Source organism: Methylobacterium sp. UNC300MFChir4.1 (assembly GCF_900110155.1).
Lineage (GTDB): Bacteria > Pseudomonadota > Alphaproteobacteria > Rhizobiales > Beijerinckiaceae > Methylobacterium.
This window is the reverse complement of sequence record NZ_FOCS01000008.1, coordinates 61,697-79,997: the sequence shown is the minus strand read 5'-3', so window position 1 is coordinate 79,997 and position 18,301 is coordinate 61,697. Positions and strand designations below refer to the sequence as shown.

The following is an 18,301-nucleotide window of genomic DNA, read 5'->3' as shown; positions in this document are numbered from 1 at the left end:
TTCGGTTAACCTTTTCTGGGGCCGGTCGAGGGCTCGGGTATCGGCAGTCGCTGCCCGAGTTTAGTCTTGTAATGGTAAACGGGGCGTTGCGTCTCCGGCTCAAGCCTCTCCAGGCGCCGGTGAACCCGTGTAACGAGGCGTTGTATGGCGACCGAGAAGAAGCTGAAGGACCCGGCCGAGGCCGCGCTCTCTGCGATCGAGCAGGCGCTGAACCTCGACGCCCTGACGCCGAACGGCACCGACGGTCGCGCCGAGCCGCGCCTGCCCGATGTCGGTGACGCCGACCCGCTGCGCGACGGCGGTCTCGACGCCGGCCGGACCATGCCGCCGCGCCTCGACCTCGACCCGCCGCTCGCCTCCGACCTGCCGCCGCCGGGCCTGGACCGCCCCCGCCGCGAGGGCGGCCTCCTGCCCCCCGACCGCTCGCTCGTGGCCAACGACGACCGGCGCAACATCGGCATCCTGCAGCAGACCCTGCGGGTGCGCTCCTCGCCCAAGCCCTACCTGCTCGCCCTCGCGGCCGGCGCCGTCTGGATCGGCGCCCTGGTGCTGATCGCGTGGTCGAAGTCCGACGGCGACCTGCGCGCCGTCCTGTCGGGCCTCTCGGCCCTCCAGGCGAGCGTCGGCGCCGCGGCCCTGTTCGGCCCGGTGGTGCTGTTCGTGATCGCCGCCATGCTGGCGGTGCGCGCCCAGGAGATGCGCCTCGTCGCCCGCGCGGTCGGCGAGGTCGCGGTGCGCCTGGCCGAGCCCGAGAGCTTCTCCACCGACGCGGTCCTGACCATGTCGCAGACCGTGCGCCGCGAGGTGGCGGCGGTGGGCGACGGCGTCGAGCGGGCGCTCGCCCGGGCCGGCGAGCTGGAGACCCTGGTGCGCGGCGAGATCGCCACCCTGGAGCGGGCCTATTCGGACAACGAGATCCGGATCCGCTCCCTCGTGGACGAGCTGGTGGCCCAGCGCGAGGCGATCGTCACCAACGCCGAGCGGGTGCGCAGCGCCATCACCGGGTCGCACCAGAGCCTGAGCCAGGACCTGGAGGGCGCCTCCGACCGGATCGTCTCCGCGGTGACCGGCGCGGGCGAGCGCGTGACCGGCGCGCTGGAGACCCGCGGCGCCGCGATCACCGCCTCCCTGGGCGAGGCCGGCGACCGGGTGGTCAACCTGATGACCGCCCGCGGCAGCGACCTGATCGACACGCTGGCGGCCACCAGCCAGGAGGTGCGCGGCAGCTTCCAGGAGGTCGGCGAGACCCTGACCCGCACCTTCGAGGACCGCGCCGGCACGGCGACCGGCGCCTTCCAGGCCGCCGGCACCGCCCTGGCCGAGCGCCTGTCGGAGAATGCCGGCGCCCTCACCCGGACCCTGGAGGAGACCGGCAGCCGCGTGAGCGACGCGCTGGAGCGCCAGGCCGGCACGGTGCGCGAGAGCTTCGAGCGCTCCGTGACGGGGCTGGAATCCGTCTTCCTGTCGCGCGGCTCGGAGCTGACCGAGCGCTTCGGCGCTATGGGTGCCGAGATCACCGCCCGCTTCGCCGAGACCGGGTCGGCCCTGACCCAGGACATCGCCGGCCGCGGCCTCGCGCTGCGCGCCGAGATCGAGAGCGCCGGCCTGTCGGTCGCCGAGACGATCGAGGGCCGCGGGCGCGACGCCCAGGCCGCCCTGGCGCTCGCCGCCAGCGGCGCCGGCGAGACCCTGGCGGCCCGCGCGGGCGCCGTGCGCGACGACCTCGTCGGCACCGCCGAGCGGATCGCCGAGGCCCTGTCGGAGCGCGGCGGCGCCCTCGCCGAGCGGATGGACGGCATCGCGGCGCGTCTCGACGAGACCGTGACGGTCCGGGCCGCGGACCTGGAGCACCGGGTCGCGGCGGCGGCCGAGCAGGCCGGCGGCAGCATCGCGCACCGGACCGAGACGGTCGCGGCCAACCTCGAGGCCGCCTTCGCGGCCCTGGGCCGGGGCTTCGAGACGGGGGCCTCCTCCGCGGTCCAGTCGCTGCGGGGTACCGTCGAGGGCCTGTCGGGCGAGATCGACGGCCGCACCGCCGAGGCGGTCGCGGCGCTCCGGCGCGGGGCCGAGGCGGCCACCGATGCCCTGCGCGGCACGGCCGAGGACGCCACCGGCGCGGTCGAGGCGCGGACCCTCGAGGCCGTGCGGGTGTTCGAGCGCCGGGTCGCGGATTCCGCCGCCGCCCTGTCGGCGCGGACGGAGGAGGCGGCCGCCGCACTGCGGGCCGCCGCCGATCAGGCGAGCCAAGCCGCCGAGACGCAGACGCGGGACGCCGCCGCCCGGCTCGCCGCGGCGCTGGACACCCTGCGCACCGCCTCCGGCGAGGTCACCGGCGCCGTCGAGGCCGAGACCGCGATCCTCACCGCCCGGTTCCGCGACGCCGCCGACCGGGCCGGCACCGAGCTCGGCGCCCGCGGCACGGACGCCGTCGCGGCGGTCCGCGCCGCCCTGGACGATCTCAACCGCGAGCTCGCCGCCCGGACCGGCGACGCCACCGGCAGCCTCGCCGAGGCCGCCCGCGCGATCTCGGCCGACCTCGCCGCCCGGATCGGCGAGATGGAGGCGGCCTTCGGCGAGCACGGCCGGAGCGTCGCCGAACTGCTCGCCGGCCACGCCGACGAGACTCAGGCCCGGATCAGCGGCACCGGCCGCGACATCGTGCTCGCCGTGGCGAGCCAGGGCGCCCGCATCGCCGACACCCTCAGCCAGACCGGCGCGAGCTTCGCCGAGACCGCCGACGGCCGGGTCCGGGCCATCGACGAGACGCTGGGCAACCGCCTCGCCGCCCTGCAGGAGACCATCGCCCGCGGCGACATCCTGGCCGACCGGATCAACCGCGACACCGCCGCGCTGGGCGAGACCGTCGGCGCCCGGCTGGAGGAGATGGACCGCCTCCTCACCGGCAAGGGCGAGGCCGTCGCCGAGACGATCGCCACCCGGGCCCGCGAGGCCGGCAGCCTGATCGAGACCCATCTCGGCGGCCTGGAGACGCGCTCGGCCGAGCGGGCCGCCGCCATCGCGGCCGCCGTGGCGGCGCTGGTCGGCCAGATCGACGACCATCTCGGCAGCCGCGCGAACGCCGTGGACGACGCGCTGCGCGCCCGGACCGACGAGATGGCCCGCGTCATGGCCGAGGGCCATCGCGGCCTGATGGAGATGCTGGAGGGCCGCACCTCCGGGCTCGGCCAGGACATCGCACGCCACACGGGCGAGATCGCCCGGCGGATCGAGGAGAGCGCCGGCCATTTCGACACCGGCGTCATCGGCCGCCTGCAGGCGATCGCCGAGACCCTGGACCAGCGCGCCCGCCTCGTGGACGAGAGCTTCGGCGTCCAGGCCTTCGAGGCGATCCGCCTGATCGAGGCGCGCACCCGGGCGGTGGACGAGGAGCTGGCCGGCCGGACCCGCGACCTCGTGGCGATGATCGCCGACCGGACCGGCGGCCTCGACGGCGCCATGGCTGAGCGCGTCCGCGCCCTCACCGGCACCATCGAGGAGGCCACCCGCGGCCTCGAGGCCGCGCTGGCGAACCGCGCGGATTCGATGATCCGCCTGGTGGACGAGCGCACCGAGAACGCCGACGCGGCGCTGGCGGCCCGCACCGAGGCCGTGCACGCGGCCTTCGCGGAGCGCGCCGACCTCATCGGCCGCCTGATCGACGAGCGCATCGCCGCCATGTCGGGCGAGCTCGACGAGAAGGGCCGCGCCGTGTTCGGGGCGATCGGCGGCCGGATCACCGAGCTCGCCCGCCTGCTCGACCGCGGCGGCACCTCGCTGGCCGAGCTCATCGACCAGCGCGGCGAGAGCGTGCTCGCCAAGCTCCAGCAGACCATCGCGGACGCCGAGCGGATGCTCGATGCCGGCGAGGGCCGCCTGGGCCACACCCTGTCGAGCCGCACGGCCGACATCAGCGGCCTCCTCGACGAGGGCGTCCGCTCGGTCCACACCCTGCTGGACGACCGCACCAACCAGATCCGCGTCCTGCTGGACGACCATGCCGGCACCCTGGCCGCCACCCTGGACGGCCGGATGGGCCCGATCCACGAGGCGCTGGACGGCCGCGGGCAGGCGATGGTCGCCGCCCTGGAGGGCGCGTTCGGCTCCGCCACCGGCGCCCTGGACGACCGCACCCGCCAGCTCGGCAGCCTGTTCGACGAGCGGCTGGGCCACCTCGAGAGCCTGGTCGACGGCCGCGGCACCCGCCTCGCCGACACCCTCACCGCCCGGGCCCAGGCCCTGCGCACCCTGTTCGAGGAGGCCCAGTCGGCCCTCGACGGCGTGGTCGAGGGCGGCGGCGGCCGCTTCGCCGCCGCGGTCGACGCCCGCATTCAGTCCCTCCGCGCGGTGCTGGAGGAGGCGCCCGCCGCCGTCTCGGCGCTGGTGGAGACCCGCGAGCGCCAGCTCGCCGCCACCCTCGACGCCCGCACGCAGCGCCTCCACACCCTGTTCGAGGAGGCCCAGGCCGGCCTGCGCGACCTCGTGGACGGGCGTGGCCAGGAGGTCGCCGACGCCATCGCGGCCCGGACCGAGGGCCTGCGCACGACCCTCGACGCGGCGCCCGCCCAGATGGCGGACCTGCTGGACACCCGCCTGTCCGACCTCCAGGGCCTGTTCGAGCGGGCGCAGGGCGAGATCGACCGCCTCGTGGACACCCGCGGCCGACAGATCGCCGGCACGATCGAGCACCGCACGCAGGCGCTCCAGACCACGATCGAGGGCGTGAACCCGGCGATCGCCGGCCTGCTCGAGGAGCGCGAGAACCGCCTCGCCGAGACCCTCAAGGAGCGGACGTGCGAGCTGCAGACCCTGTTCGACCGGGTGCAGAACCGCCTCGGCGCCCTGGTCGAGGGCACCGGCCGCGACGTGTCCGAGCGGGTCGACGCGCGCGTCGAGACCCTGCGGGCGACCTTCGAGCAGGCGCGCGCCGCGATCGAGGGCCTGCTGGAGGACCGCGGCCAGGCCCTGGTGGCGGCCGCCGAGGGCCGGACCGGCGCCCTGGTGGAGGTGTTCGACGCCCGCCTGCGCGCCCTCGACGGTGCCGTCGAGGGCCGCACCGGCGCCCTCGTGGAGACCTTCGATGCCCGGCTGCGGGAGCTGGACGGCGTGGTCGAGGGCCGCACCGCGGCCCTGGCGCAGGCCGTCGAGGCGCAGAGCGAGGCCCTGGCCCGCGGCGTCGACGCCCGCGCCGACGCCTTCACGCAGCGCATCGACAGCCGCATGCGGCTGTTCGCGACCCTGGTGGCGCAGCGCGCCGACACCCTGGCCACCGCCTTCGACGACCGCCACGAGGCCTTCGCGGGCCTCATGGACGAGCGCACGGCGTCCCTGGTCGCCGCCCTCGACGAGCGGGCCCGCGCCCATGCCGAGCAGGTCGAGGCCCACAACGCGGCCCTGGCCGAGACGCTCAGCCGCCGCGAGGCCGCGCTCGCCGGCCTGATCGACGCCCGCACCGAGGCCCTCGGGGCCGGGTTCGAGCGCCGCGCCACGGCGCTCGGTGCCCTGGTCGACGCCCGCGGCGAGGCCCTGTCCCGCCGCCTCGCCGAGAGCGCCGAGACCCTGGTGCGCGCCATCGAGGAGCGCGGCGGCGCGCTGCTCGCCAGCGTCGAGGGCAGCGGCCGCGCCGTCGGCGATAGCCTGGAGGGCCATGTCGAGCGCCTGCGCGGCGCCATCGACGGGCCGATGATGGACCTGTCGCGGGCCCTGTCGGACCGGGCCGAGGCGATCGAGCGGACGCTCGCCGAGACCGGAATGCCGCTCGCCGAGAGCCTGCGGGAGCGGACCGAGGAGCTGGCCGTGCAGTCGCGGGCCTCGGCCGAGCTGCTGCGCGCCGCCGTCGAGGACGGCGCGGGCCGCACCCTCTCGGAGCTGTTCGAGACCAACGACCGGATGGGCCGCGAGCTCGGCGCGCTGCTGCAGCGGATCGAGGCCGCCAACACGGCGCTGACCGACCTTGTGGCCGGCGCCGACACCAACCTCGGCGCGATCGAGCAGGGTCTCGCCGGCCGGATCGAGCAGGTCCAGGGGGCGCTGGAGCGCATCGCCGCCGAGACCGGCCGGGCCAGCGCCGGCGTCTCGGCCCAGGTCGAGGCCCTGCGCGGCGCCGCCGACGGGGCGCTCAGCGAGGCCTCGCGCCTCGCCGAGACCCTCGACGGCCGCGGCCGCTCCCTCGGCGAGCAGACCGCCGCGCACGTGGCGGCCCTCGACCGGGCCGCGGCCTCCCTGGCGGCCATCGAGGAGCGCCTGGACTCGGCCCTGTCGGGCCGCGAGACCAAGCTGACCGAGGCTCTGGCCGCGTTCGAGGCCCGGGCCGCCGCCCTGGAGCAGAACGGCACCGCCCTGGCCCAGACCATCGAGCAGACCCTGCGCGCCGCCGAGGAGCGCGCCCGCAGCGTCGGCGAGTCCCTGGCCCAGTCGGCCCAGGGCGCCGGGGCCTCGGTGACGAGCGCCTTCGCCGACCTGAAGGACAGCGCCAGCGCCGAGGGCGAGAAGGCCGCCCAGGGCGTCCGGCAGGTCATCGAGGAGGCGGCCCGCGAGATGCGCAGCGGCTTCCAGGAGGCCCAGGCCAGTTTCGGCGACTCCTTCTCGGCCCTGCGCGAGATGGCGGGCTCGATCCGCGGCGAACTCGACGCGACCCGCGCCGAGCTCGCCAAGGGCGTCCTCGAGCTGCCGCGCGAGACGCAGGACGCCACCGGCGAGATGCGCCGGGTGGTGGCGGACCAGATCAAGGCCCTCAACGAGCTGTCGTCCCTGGTCTCCCGCTCCGGCCGCTCGGTCGACGTCGCCCAGCCGCAGGCGCAGCCCCAGCGCCGGGTCGCGGAGAGCGGCGGCCGCGCCGTCGCGGCGGCGGCGCCCGCCGCGGCCCCGGTCGCACCGGCGATGCCGACGGCGGCCCCCGCGGCTCCGGCCCTGCCGGCGCCCGCGGCGACGCCGCGGCCCGCCACGGCCAAGATCGAGGCGCCGCGCCCGTCCGCGACCGCCCGCCCGGCGCAGGCCGGCGACAAGCGCGGCTGGCTGTCCGACCTGCTGACCCGCGCCTCGCTGGACGACGACGAGGAGCCGGCGGCCGACGCGCCGGCCGCCGCCCCGGCGCCCGCGCCGGCGGCCCGCCGCCCCGCGGTGGCGGCCGCCGAGACCGGGCGGATCGCCCTCGACACGATCTCGACCGACATCGCCAAGATGATCGAGCACCGGACCGCGGTCGACCTGTGGGAGCGGTACCGCCGGGGCGAGCCGAACCTGTTCGACCCGCGGATCTACACGCCGCAGGGCCGGGCCACCTTCGCGGAGATCCAGCGCCGCTACAGGACCGATGCGGAGTTCCGCCGCAGCGTCGACCGCTACGTCAGCGAGTTCGAGCGCCTGCTCGGCGACGTGGTCAAGAACGACAGCGACGCCAAGCGCACCGACGCCTACCTGACCTCGGAGACCGGCAAGGTCTACACCATGCTGGCCCATGCCAGCGGGCGCTTCGACGGGGCGTAGGACCGATCCCGCCGGGGCCGCTCGCGGCGCCGGCGGGTCCCGCACCGGGGACGACGAGACCCGCCCCGCGCTCAGAGCAGGCCGAGGCCGACCAGCTCGCGCCGCAGGGCCTCGGGCATCTCGGCGAGGTCCCCCGAGGCCTCGGCCCCGAGATCGGCTGGCGCGTCGCTGGCCGTGAGATAGCGCCAGCCCTGGAACGGCCGGTAGGGCCGGGGCGCCACCGGGACGAGCCGGGGATCGAAGACCAGCCGGCAGCGCGGGATGCCGTCCTCCCCGGTGAGCGGCTCGATCGCGGTGATCGCCTGCCGGCAGGACAGCGTCCCGCGGATCACCCAGTAGATCGAGCCCTGACCGGTGATCTCCCGGTGGCGCTTGGGCAGGGTGCGGGTGACGTGGAACGGCGCCGCTTGCCGTCCGTCCCGGAGCGCCTCCGCGCGGAAGCGGGCCTGCCGGGCCTCGAGGTCGGCGATGGTGGCGGGGCCGACGCAGAGCTTGATCAGGTGCAGGGCCACGGATGCGCGTGCTCGGGGGTGCCGGGGGCGCCCCTGATAGCAGGGTCCGCGCCGGCGCGCGCCTGTCGAACTGCGCCGGAACGTCGGCGCCGGGCCGGACCCGTCAGGCGAAGAGCGCGAGCCGCTGCTCCGGCGTCAGCGCGTCGATCTCGGCGAAGCTCAGGGCCGGCTCCTCCGGCGGCATCGCCGGCTCGGGCGCCGCCGCGACGGTCTCGCCCCAGGTGAGGTCGGCCACGTCCCGCGCGATGTCCCGCGCGACGTCCGCCTCGACGTCCGCCTCGAACGCCTCCTCGATCGCGGTGGCGGGCTCCGGCGCGTCCGCGGCGGACGGATCGGCGACGGGAAGGGAGGCGACCTCCGGAGCCGGCTCCGGCTCCGGGGCGGCCTCGAGATCGACCGCCCAGTCCGCTTCCAGATCGGCCTCCAAGCCGGCCTCCAAGCCGGCCTCCAAGCCGGCCGCGGGTGCGGCCTCCGATCCGTCCCCCGGCGCAGCGAGGTCCGGCTCCGGGGCGAATGCCAGCGCGGCCGCTCCCGCCGGCTCGGACACGGCGTCCGGCTCGGCCTCCGCCACCGGCTCCGGCGCGGCCGGCGCTTCGGCCGCGACCTCTGTCTCCGGCTCGGCCTCCGGCGCCCGGGCCTCCGCCTGGACCGGCAGGAACACCAGATCCTCGTGCAGCGCCGGGCTGCCGGGGCGGGCCACGAGGGCCGCCACCGTGACGGCCGGCACGTCCATGGCGATGTAGCGGTCGATGTCGCTCTGGTTCAGATCGGCCGGCTCGCCGGCCGGCCGCGCGCCCCGGTGGGGCGGCACCCGCACCGCGTCCTCGCCCCAGATGGCGATCATCGCGGAGACCCGGTCCTCCAGGTAGCGCAGGGTGTAGACGATCCGGGCAGTGCGCTGCGCGGTCAGGTCCTGGAAGGAGCAGGCCGTGTAGATCGCGGTCGCGTGGCGGTCGAGGGCGTCGCAGGCCTGCGCGTCGGCCCCGTGCTCGCGCAGGGTCCAGGCTGCCTCCTGGATCGACTCGGCGGCGCCGAGGATGTCGGAGGTGGCCTGCTCGGTCTCGCGCACGATGGCGTCGAGGGCGAGGGACGCCTGCGTCAGCCGGGTCTCGTCGCCGTTCGGGGTGTTGAGCGCCGCGATCTCGCCCTTGGTCCGGCTGATCGCGTCGGCCATGTCGAGGAGATTGCCGCGCAGGTGCCCGAAGGCCTCCTGCCCGCGGTCGGCGGTGACGCTCCGCTCCAGCCGCGCGATCGCCCCGAGCAGCACCTCGGTCTCGGCGCCCCGGTTGCGCCGGGCGTACTCGGCAAGGAACCAGCGGCCGCGCTCGCTGGCGCTGATCGTCGCCTCGATCGCCTCGTACTCGGCCGAAGCGTGCGCGCTCGGGTTGACGGAACCGAACATGGGCCTCTCTGGACGCTGAATGCGGGCGCGGCGGCGGCCCCGATGCGCGCCAATCGCGGCGAATTTGACAGAGGGCCTTTAACGGGCGCTTACGGACGCCTTCCCGGTCCCGCCTCCCTCCTCACCCCGCTCGTCGAGACCCGCCTTGCCCCGCCCGTCCGGCCCGGCGCGCCTGTCGCTGCTCTACGCCGTGGTGTTCACCGAGATCGGCATCGCGATGCCGTTCATGCCCCTGTGGCTCGACGCCCTGGGGCTCGATGCCCGGGTGATCGGTCTCCTCCTCGCCCTGCCGATCGCCACGCGGATCGCCGCCACGGCGCCGCTGATGAGCCTCCTCGACCGCGGCCTCGGGCCCCGGCGGCTGATCCTGCTCGGCAGCCTCGCCCTGAGCCTGTCCTACGCGCTGATGCCCGCCGCGGCCGGGATCGGGTGGCCGCTGCTGGCCGGGCTGATCGTGCTCAACGCGGTCGCCGGCGCGCCGCTCGTGCCCTGCATCGACTACCTGACGCTCGCGGCCGTGCGCCAAGACGCCCGCCTGACCTACGCGCGGATCCGGATGGCGGGCTCCATCGCGTTCCTGCTGGCGAACCTCGCGGGCGGGCTGCTGCTGACGGCGCTCGGCGGCCGGCTCGCCGTGCCGCTGCTCCTGACCGGCCTCGCCCTCGGCGCGGGTCTGGTGGCGTGGCGCAGCCGCGCGGTGGCGGCCCTGCCGCCGTCGGCGGCGGGCGACGGCCGGACGCGGCTGCCGCGGCGGCTCTGGCTGTGCATCGGCGCGGCGGCCGCGATCCAGGCGAGCCACGGGGCGATCTACGGCTTCGGCAGCATCTACTGGACCGGCCAGGGCATCCCGCCGACCTGGGTCGGCGCGCTCTGGGCGATCGGCGTCCTGGCCGAGATCGCCCTGTTCGCCGGCCTCCCCGCCCTGCCCGCCGCCTGGCGCGGCCCGGTGCGGCTCCTCGGCGCCGGGGCCGTCGCGGCGATCCTGCGGGCGATCGGCATGTACCTCCTCGGCGACCACCTCGCGGCGCTGGTGCCGCTCCAGTGCCTCCACGGCCTGACCTTCGGGGCGACCCAGCTCGGCGCCATGGCGGCCGTTTCAGCCTACGCCCCCGACGGCGCGCGGGGCCGGGCGCAGGGCACGCTCAGCGCGGTCAATGCCGGGATCTCGGTGGTCGCGACCCTGGGGAGCGGCGTCGCCTACCGGGCCGGCGGCCCCCTCGCCTTCCTGCTGATGGCGCCGCTCGCCGCCGCCGGCCTGGGCCTCGCCCTGGCGTCCCGCCGCGCGCGGGGGGTGAGGTTGGAGACGGATCGTCAACCGTAATGTCGTCATAACCGCCGGGCAGGGTGGTGCCTCGATCGAGGAGTATGGGTGTTGCTGAGCGAGGGCACTGTTCCCGGCTCCTTGGCCGGCGCCGCGCTGCGGGACCGGTCGGCCGACGGCCGCCTGGCGCTCGACGGCCGCTGGACCGCCGACCAGGCCCCGACCGTCGAGGCCGCGGCCGCGCGCATCGCGGCGGCCGGCCGCGCCGGGCCGGTGGCGGTCGACCTGTCGGGGATCGAGCGCCTCGACACGCTCGGCGCCTGGGTCCTGGAGCGGACCCGCGCCGAGATCGAGCAGGCGGGCAGCGCCCTCACCTATCTCGGCGCCCGCCCGGAGCACCGCACCCTGCTGGGCGAGGTCCGGCTGCGCGAGCCGGACGCGCCGCCGCCGCGGCGGCACGGCCCGGTCGTCGGCCTGCTCGACGCCACCGGGCGCCGGACCGTGCAGGGCGGCCGCGAGTTCGTCACCGCCCTCGCGTTCCTGGGCGAGCTGATCGCCGCCTGCGGGCGCGTCGCCCTGCGACCCGGCACGTTCCGCGGCAACGCCCTGATCAACCAGATCCAGCAGGTGGCGCTCAACGGCACGCCGATCATCGTGCTGATCTCGTTCCTCGTGGGCGGCATCGTCGCCCAGCAGGGCATCTTCCAGCTCCAGCGCTTCGGCGCCCAGACCTTCGTGGTCAACCTGATCGGCCTCCTGATCCTGCGCGAGATGGGCGTGCTGCTCACCTCGATCATGGTCGCCGGCCGCTCCGGCTCGGCGATCACCGCCGAGATCGGCTCCATGCGCATGCGCGAGGAGGTCGACGCGCTCCGGGTCATGGGCCTCGACCCCGTCGAGATCCTGATCGTGCCCCGGGTGCTCGCGCTGATGATCGGCCTGCCGATGCTGACGCTGATCGGCGACCTCGCGGCGCTCGCGGGCGGCGGCCTGACCGCGATGCTCTACGGCGGCCTGACCCTCGACCAGTTCCTCGTCCGGCTCCAGGCGGCGGTGGGCGTCCACCACGTCATGGTGGGCCTGATCAAGGCGCCGTTCATGGCGCTGACGATCGGGGTGATCGCCACGATCGAGGGCTTCGCGGTCGAGGGCTCCGCGGAATCGCTCGGCCGTCACGTCACCGCGTCGGTGGTGAAGTCCATCTTCATGGTCATCGTCCTCGACGGCCTGTTCGCGGTGTTCTTCGCCGCGATCGATTTCTGAGGCCGCCGCGATGAATGCCCCGATGACCGCCTCGCCGAATGGCCCCGCCCCGATCATCCGCGTGCGCGACCTCGTGGTCGGCTTCCGCGACCGCAACATCCTGAAAGGCCTGAGCCTCGACATCCGCGCCGGCGAGATCCTGGGCTTCGTCGGGCCCTCGGGCCAGGGCAAGTCGGTGCTCACCCGGACGATCCTGGGCCTCAACCCGAAGCGGGCCGGGACCATCGAGGTGTTCGGCCGCGACGTCGACGAGCTCACCTACGCGGAGCGGCGCCGGATGGAGCAGCGCTGGGGCGTGCTGTTCCAGCAGGGCGCCCTGTTCTCGGCTCTCACCGTCAAGCAGAACATCCAGGTGCCGATGCGCGAGCACCTGAACCTGTCCGAGCGCCTGCTCGACGAGTTCGCCCGGCTCAAGATCGAGATGGTCGGCCTGAAGCCCGACGCCGCCGACAAGCTGCCCTCGGAATTGTCGGGCGGCATGATCAAGCGCGCGGCGCTCGCCCGCTCCCTGGCGCTCGATCCCGAGATCCTGTTCCTCGACGAGCCGACCTCGGGCCTCGACCCGATCGGCGCGGGCGAGTTCGACGACCTCGTCTCGACCCTGAAGGAGACTTTGGGCCTGACGGTCTTCATGGTCACCCACGACCTCGACAGCCTCTACACCGCCTGCGACCGCATCGCGGCGCTCGGCGACGGCCAGATCATCGCCGCCGGCACGATCGACGAGATGCTGGCGAGCGACCATCCCTGGCTGCGCTCGTACTTCCACGGCAAGCGCGCCCGGACCATCGCGACGGGGGGCGCCTCGGCCCATGCCTGATCCCGTGCCTGATCCCGTGCCTGATCCCGTGCCTGATCCCGTGCCTGATCCCGTGCCTGACCCGATGCCCGATCGCCGCCGTCCCACCCAGATCCCGCCCTGCTCCCCTCCGGGAGCCGGGGCTCCAGGCCCGGCCGGATCTCCGCCGGCCAGAACCGCAGGTTGAGCGCATGGAAACCCGCGCGAACTACGCCCTGATCGGGGCCTTCACGATCGCCGTCATCCTGGCGGGCTTCGGCACCGTGCTGTGGCTCTCCGGCGGCTCCTCGCGGCAGGTCAGCCAGCTCGTCCGCATCGTCTTCTCCGGCTCGGTCGGGGGCTTGTCGCGCGGCTCGAGCGTGAACTTCAACGGCATCAAGGTCGGCGAGGTCACCGACATCCGCCTCGCCCCGCAGGATCCCCGCCGGGTGCTCGCCACGATCAAGGTCGATCCCGCGACCCCGCTCCGGGCCGACACCCGCGCCCGCCTCGACTCGGCGATGCTCACCGGCGTCTCGGTGATCTCCCTGTCGGGCGGCAACGCCGACGCGCCGGTGCTGACCCCGATGGCCAACGGCGAGCCGCCGACGATCTTCGCCGATTCCTCCGACATGCAGGACATGATGGCGCTGGCGCGCCAGGTGGCGCAGCGGGCCGACGACATGCTGGCCCGCCTCGACCGGCTGGTCTCCGCCAACGAGGGGGCGATCAACCGGTCGCTGACCAACGTCGAGACCTTCTCGAAGACGCTGGCCGATGCCGGCCCGAACATCTCGGCGCTGGTGAAGGCCGTGGACGGGGCCAAGCTCGGCCGGGTGATCGACAACGCCGACCGCTTCTCGGCCGCCCTGTCCAAGGCCAGCCCCGATATCGAGGCCGGCCTGCACGACGCCCGGCTGCTCGCCGGCAAGCTCAGCGCCTCGGCCGACAAGATCGACGCGGTGCTGAACGGCGCCCAGAGCTTCCTGGGCTCAGCCTCCGGCCAGGAGGGCTCCAGCACCTTCACGGAGATCCGCGCGGCGGCGATCTCGGTGCGCGACGCCGGCAAGGCGTTCCGGACCATGTCGGAGAACCTCGACAAGCGCACCGCCAGCATCTCGGCCAATTTCGGCCGGCTGAGCGGCACCGGCCGCCGGGAGGTCGAGGCCCTGTCGGGCGACGGGCAGCGGACGCTGAGCACCCTCAACCGCACGGTGCGCAGCCTGGAGCGCGACCCGAGCCAGGTGATCTTCGGCGGCAAGCCTTCGTTGCCTGAATACAACGGTGGCCGGTGAAATGCCGCGTCGCCGGGCGGATGTGTCCCGGCGCACGGCACGGATGCCGCAGCGGATTAGTTTTAACCGCATAGCTTATACAGCTCCGCCGTTCGCCGGCGGGGTCCTTCAGGTCATGCGTATGGTCCGCTCGTCCCACATCGCCGCCGCCGCGCTGCTCGCCGCCCTCCTGGGCGGCTGCGGCGGCGCGGCGCCCCTCACCTTCGACCTCGCGGCGCTGCCGGCCGCGGGGCGGCCGATCGCGGCCGGCCGCTCGATCGCGGTCTCGGAGCCGGTGAGCATCCAGCCCTTCGAGGCCGACCGGATCATCGTCCGCGAGAACGGCGGCGCCCTGTCGTTCCTGGGCGGCGGCCAGTGGGCCGACCGGCTGCCGCGCCTGATCCAGACGCGGCTCATCCAGAGCCTGGAGAATTCCGGGCGGCTCCGCTCGGTGAGCCGGCCCGGCGACAAGGTCGTGGCCGACTACCAGCTGATCAGCGAGATCCGCGCCTTCGACGTGCAGTCCGGGACCGGCGAGGCGGTGGTCGACCTGTCGCTGAAGCTCGTGGCCGACGGCACCGGCAGGGTGGCGGCGGCGCGGATCTTCACGGCCCGCGTGCCGGTGTCCAAGATCGATGCCGGCAGCGGCGCCCGCGCCCTCGATCAGGCGCTGAGCATCGTGCTGGCCGACGTGGTGCGCTGGGTGAACAGCGGGCGCTGACGGCCCCGCGGCCGGGCCGCGCCGACGCCCCCGCCGGGGCGGGGCGCTCGCGACGGAACGTCCTCCGAATGCCAGCCGTGCGGATCCGCTCCACGGCCCGACAGGCGCCACGGGTGATGGGACGGGCCCGACGGTCCATCGTGGGCGCGCGGGATTTCCTGCCGATCAATCCGTGTTCCGCGGCGCCGCGGCGGCGTGCGTGGACGGGGCGCGGTTGCGGTTCGCAGCAATCGCGGTCATACGGCTGCCGCGATGCAGACTCTGTTCTCAACTGAAGGTGTATTGGAGAAGGACAAGTTTCGCCTTTGGCGAGATGTCTGCGAAGATCGCCTGGTTCCGATAGCGCAGACTTGTCTCAACGACGAGCCCTTTCACGCGACGATCGAGGGGCCAGTATCGGCGGCCTGGTCTTCACGAAATTCGCGCTGCGCAACCTGCGGGCGGCCACGACACCGCGCACGCTTCGCCATGAAAACCACAAGACCGACCACCTGTTCATGAGCATCGTGCTCTCGGGACAGGTCCGCGCGGATCAGTACGATCGGTCGAGCACGGATCGGGTCGGCGACTTCTCGATCCGGGATACGAATACACCCTGGACGATCGAGCACAGCGGCTACAGCGAGGTGCTGGCCATCGGGATCCCGCGGGAGCGGCTGGAGGGGGCTCTGGGCTCCGCGCGCCTGTTCGCCGGCGTGACTGTCGGCGGCGATCTGCCGACCGCGACCCTGACCCGGTCGTTCCTGGGCAACCTGCTCAGCCTGGGCGACCGGCTGACGCCCCAGGTGGCCGAGAGCATGGTCTCCACGGGGCTCGACCTCATCGTCGCCAGCCTCGCGGAGCGGCTCGCGCGGGAGGCGCAGCGGCCCGTCCAGGACAGCGTCGTGGTGCAGCGCGCCCGGGCCTATCTCGAGGCCCATCTCCACGATCCGACCCTGGACCCGCCCCGGCTCGCGGCCGCGGCCGGCGTGTCCCTGCGCCGGCTGCAGGCGCTGTTCCGCGTGCAGGACCGGCACATCTCCGACTGGATCTGGCACCGCAGGCTCGAGGCGGCCGCCAAGCGCTTGGCCGATCCGGGCTGCCTCCACATGCCGCTGGGGACCTTGGCGTATGGCTGCGGCTTCCTCAGCCAGTCCCACTTCTCCCGCCGCTTCAAGGAGCGCTACGGCCTGAGCCCCCGCGACTACCGCGTGCGCGCCCTCGCGCGGGGCGCCGAGGGTGGGCCGGAGGGCCGACCGGGCCGCCTCACTCCATCACGGCGGCCTTCATGATCACCACCATGGTGGCCCGGGCCGGACCGTCCGTGCAGCGCACGAGGTGGGGCCGGTCGCAGCGGTAGCGCAGGGTCTCGCCGGCCCGCGCCCGCTGCACGACGCCGCCGATCTCGACCTCGAACGCCCCCTCTGTGACCGAGAGCGACTCCACCGAGCCGCGCTGGTGCGGGTCCGAGTCGAGGACGCCGCCCGGGTCGGCCGTGACCTCGTACCATTGCAGCCACTCGATCGTCTTGAGCCAGCCGATGATCGCCAGCCGCACCTTCCCGTCCTCGGAGACGAGGATCGGCGTGTCGGCCCGGGAGGTCTTCTCGATGAACGGCTCCTCGTCGCCGGCCGCCAGCACCCGCTCGATCGACACGTCGAGGGCCTGGGACAGGCGCCAGATCGTCGCCAGCGTCGGGTTGGTCTCGTTGCGCTCGATCTGGCTGATGATCGACTTGGCCACGCCGGACTGCTCGGCGAGTTCCGAGAGCGACAGGTTGTAGGCCTTGCGCAGCCGCTGGATGGTCTTGCCGAGCTGGCCGGAGAGCACCTGCGCGCCGGTCAGCAGGTCGCGCCCGCGCGCCCGGTCGGGCCGTTCCGCCTGATCCTGCATCGTCCCCGATCCGCCTGCACCGTTCCATTATCCGAACGATCGTGCGCTTCTTCAAACGCAATCGACGCCCGGTTGCAAGGCGGCGGGCGGCGTGCGCGGCGGCGTGCGCACCGGAAAGCGGCGGCCGGATCGGCCTCTAAGTCCAGACGGCGTGGAAGTGGTGGACCGGCCCGTGCCCCGTCCCGACCGCGAGGCTGTCCGCCGCCGCGAGGGCGGCCGTGAGGTAGGCCTTGGCCTCCGCCACCGCCTCCGGCAGGGCCAGGCCCTGGGCGAGGCCCGCCGCCACCGCCGCCGAGAGGGTGCAGCCGGTGCCGTGGGTGTTGCGCGTCGCGATCCGCGGCGCCGACAGGGTCCGCAGGGTGCCGTCCGCCGTGACGAGGTGGTCGATGCTCTCGCGCCCCGCGCCGTGGCCGCCCTTGATCAGCACCGCCCGGGCGCCGAGGGCGACCAGCCGCCGCGCCTGGGCCACGATCGCCGCCGCGTCCGCGGCGACGGGCTCGCCGAGGAGCACCGCCGCCTCCGGCAGGTTGGGGGTGATCAGGTCGGCCCGCGGGAGCAGCCGCTCGCGGAGCGTCGCCACGGCGTCGTCGGTGATCAGCCGGTCGCCGCTGGTGGCGACCATCACCGGGTCGAGGACGACCGGGATCGACCCGGCGTGCCGGGCGAGGCCCTCGGCGACCGCCGCGATCACCGCGGTCTGCGACAGCATGCCGATCTTCACCGCCCTCACGGCGAGGTCGGAGAACACGCTGTCGATCTGCCGGGCGACGAACTCCGCCGGCACGTCGTGGATGCCCTGGACCCCCGCCGTGTTCTGCGCGGTCAGCGCCGTGATCACGCTGGCGCCGTAGACGCCCAGCGCCGAGAAGGTCTTGAGGTCCGCCTGGATGCCGGCGCCGCCGCCGGAATCCGAGCCCGCGATCGTGACCGCGATGGGCGCGGGGCCGCTCATCGGGCGCCGGCCCGCTCCGCCAGGGCGCCGTCGATCCGCGCGCGCAGGTCGCGGGCGCGCTGGCGCACCGACTCCGCGCCGAACAGCGCGGTGATCACCGCGACCCCGTCCGCCCCCGCGGCGACCACCGCGGCGGCGTTGTCGAGCCCGATCCCCGCGATGGCGCCGAGCGGCAGGCCGGCCCCGCGGGCGAGGCGGGCGCGGAAGGCGATGCTGGCGAAGCCGTCGAGGCCCACCGGCGGGTCGGGATTGTCCTTGCTGGTGGTGGCGAACACGCCGCCGATGCAGGCGTAGTCGACGGGCAGCCGGTACAATTCGTCGGCCTGGGCGGGCTTCTTCAGGGTGAGGCCGATGATCGCGCCCTCCCCCAGCAGCCGGCGGGCGTCGGCCGGGTGGAGGTCGCCCTGGCCGAGATGCACCCCGTCGGCTCCGGCCGCGAGGGCGAGGTCGACGCGGTCGTTGACGAGGACCGGGACGCGGCCGCCCACCGCCGCCAGGATCGCCCGGATCCGCGCCAGGGCGGCGCGGGCATCGGCGATGTCCTTCTCGCGGTACTGGAGCAGGGTGCAGCCCCCCGCCACCGCCTCGGCGCCGAGTTCCGCCAGCCGCGCCCCGTCGGCGCCGCAGACGCCGACATCGAGGAGCCCGTAGAGCCGCAGGTCGACGGCCCGGCTGCCGGTCGGGGTCGAGGGGGAAGCTGCGGGGGAAGTCGCGCTCGCTGGCATCGCTGTCGTCGCTCGGTCCGCCTCGGCCGGTCCCGTGCCGGCCTACCCGGACCCCTGTT

General features: G+C 74.8%; 12 protein-coding genes. 7 read left to right on the top strand and 5 right to left on the bottom strand.

The genetic code is table 11. The features are described 5' to 3' along the window. The first annotated feature begins 144 nt into the window (after positions 1 to 144). A complete protein-coding gene (locus BMY19_RS13050) occupies positions 145 to 7,482 on the top strand; it encodes an apolipoprotein A-IV repeat region-like domain-containing protein (RefSeq protein ID WP_100251981.1) in 7,338 nt (2,445 codons plus the stop codon). Between the two features lie 71 nt (positions 7,483 to 7,553). Here the strand turns inward: BMY19_RS13050 and BMY19_RS13045 are convergent, their stop codons facing one another. Both BMY19_RS13045 and BMY19_RS13040 read right to left on the bottom strand, forming a co-directional pair. Continuing rightward, a complete protein-coding gene (locus BMY19_RS13045) occupies positions 7,554 to 7,994 on the bottom strand; it encodes a DUF1489 family protein (protein ID WP_091925910.1) in 441 nt (146 codons plus the stop codon). 103 nt (positions 7,995 to 8,097) lie between these two features. Beyond that, positions 8,098 to 9,396, bottom strand: coding sequence for a hypothetical protein (locus BMY19_RS13040; RefSeq protein WP_100251980.1), 1,299 nt, complete (start codon positions 9,394 to 9,396; stop codon positions 8,098 to 8,100). Between the two features lie 145 nt (positions 9,397 to 9,541). On the opposite strand from BMY19_RS13040, the gene BMY19_RS13035 reads away from it, so the two are divergent. The 6 genes from BMY19_RS13035 (at position 9,542) to BMY19_RS13010 (ending at position 15,964) form a co-directional block, all read left to right on the top strand. Continuing rightward, positions 9,542 to 10,717, top strand: a complete 1,176-nt coding sequence (locus BMY19_RS13035) for an MFS transporter (RefSeq protein WP_100251979.1) — start codon at positions 9,542 to 9,544, stop codon at positions 10,715 to 10,717. A 48-nt stretch (positions 10,718 to 10,765) separates the two neighbouring features. Continuing rightward, positions 10,766 to 11,920, top strand: coding sequence for an ABC transporter permease (locus BMY19_RS13030; protein WP_100251978.1), 1,155 nt, complete (start codon positions 10,766 to 10,768; stop codon positions 11,918 to 11,920). Positions 11,921 to 11,930: 10 nt separating this feature from the next. Next, complete coding sequence (locus tag BMY19_RS13025; protein WP_056532693.1) at positions 11,931 to 12,740, top strand: ABC transporter ATP-binding protein; 810 nt, start codon at positions 11,931 to 11,933, stop codon at positions 12,738 to 12,740. Between the two features lie 170 nt (positions 12,741 to 12,910). Then, positions 12,911 to 13,993, top strand: coding sequence for an MlaD family protein (locus BMY19_RS13020; protein WP_020092338.1), 1,083 nt, complete (start codon positions 12,911 to 12,913; stop codon positions 13,991 to 13,993). 121 nt (positions 13,994 to 14,114) lie between these two features. Beyond that, the gene (locus tag BMY19_RS13015) at positions 14,115 to 14,693 is read left to right on the top strand and encodes an ABC-type transport auxiliary lipoprotein family protein (protein ID WP_020092337.1); all 579 of its coding nucleotides are present in this window, start codon (positions 14,115 to 14,117) and stop codon (positions 14,691 to 14,693) included. A 350-nt stretch (positions 14,694 to 15,043) separates the two neighbouring features. Further along, the gene (locus BMY19_RS13010; protein WP_244534913.1) at positions 15,044 to 15,964 is read left to right on the top strand and encodes a helix-turn-helix domain-containing protein; all 921 of its coding nucleotides are present in this window, start codon (positions 15,044 to 15,046) and stop codon (positions 15,962 to 15,964) included. Here BMY19_RS13010 and BMY19_RS13005 read toward each other — a convergent pair. The 3 genes from BMY19_RS13005 to thiE form a co-directional block, all read right to left on the bottom strand. Further along, positions 15,939 to 16,565, bottom strand: a complete 627-nt coding sequence (locus BMY19_RS13005) for a helix-turn-helix domain-containing protein (protein WP_020092335.1) — start codon at positions 16,563 to 16,565, stop codon at positions 15,939 to 15,941. The genes BMY19_RS13010 and BMY19_RS13005 overlap by 26 nt on opposite strands. 136 nt (positions 16,566 to 16,701) lie before the next feature. After that, positions 16,702 to 17,517 carry a bifunctional hydroxymethylpyrimidine kinase/phosphomethylpyrimidine kinase gene (thiD, locus tag BMY19_RS13000; protein ID WP_091680230.1) on the bottom strand — a complete coding sequence of 272 codons (816 nt, stop codon included), beginning with the start codon at positions 17,515 to 17,517 and terminating at the stop codon, positions 16,702 to 16,704. Further along, positions 17,514 to 18,242, bottom strand: a complete 729-nt coding sequence (thiE, locus tag BMY19_RS12995) for a thiamine phosphate synthase (RefSeq protein ID WP_056532687.1) — start codon at positions 18,240 to 18,242, stop codon at positions 17,514 to 17,516. The genes thiD and thiE overlap by 4 nt, the downstream gene beginning before the upstream one ends. Positions 18,243 to 18,301 lie beyond the last annotated feature (59 nt).

Excerpts from the sequence above, each read along its gene's own strand:
- BMY19_RS13020 (WP_020092338.1), top strand. The coding sequence starts at position 12,911 with ATGGAAACCCGCGCGAACTACGCCCTGATCGGGGCCTTCACGATCGCC.
- thiE (WP_056532687.1), bottom strand. The coding sequence starts at position 18,242 with ATGCCAGCGAGCGCGACTTCCCCCGCAGCTTCCCCCTCGACCCCGACC.
- BMY19_RS13025 (WP_056532693.1), top strand. The coding sequence starts at position 11,931 with ATGAATGCCCCGATGACCGCCTCGCCGAATGGCCCCGCCCCGATCATC.
- thiD (WP_091680230.1), bottom strand. The coding sequence starts at position 17,517 with ATGAGCGGCCCCGCGCCCATCGCGGTCACGATCGCGGGCTCGGATTCC.
- BMY19_RS13015 (WP_020092337.1), top strand. The coding sequence starts at position 14,115 with ATGGTCCGCTCGTCCCACATCGCCGCCGCCGCGCTGCTCGCCGCCCTC.
- BMY19_RS13050 (WP_100251981.1), top strand. The coding sequence starts at position 145 with ATGGCGACCGAGAAGAAGCTGAAGGACCCGGCCGAGGCCGCGCTCTCT.
- BMY19_RS13040 (WP_100251980.1), bottom strand. The coding sequence starts at position 9,396 with ATGTTCGGTTCCGTCAACCCGAGCGCGCACGCTTCGGCCGAGTACGAG.
- BMY19_RS13005 (WP_020092335.1), bottom strand. The coding sequence starts at position 16,565 with ATGCAGGATCAGGCGGAACGGCCCGACCGGGCGCGCGGGCGCGACCTG.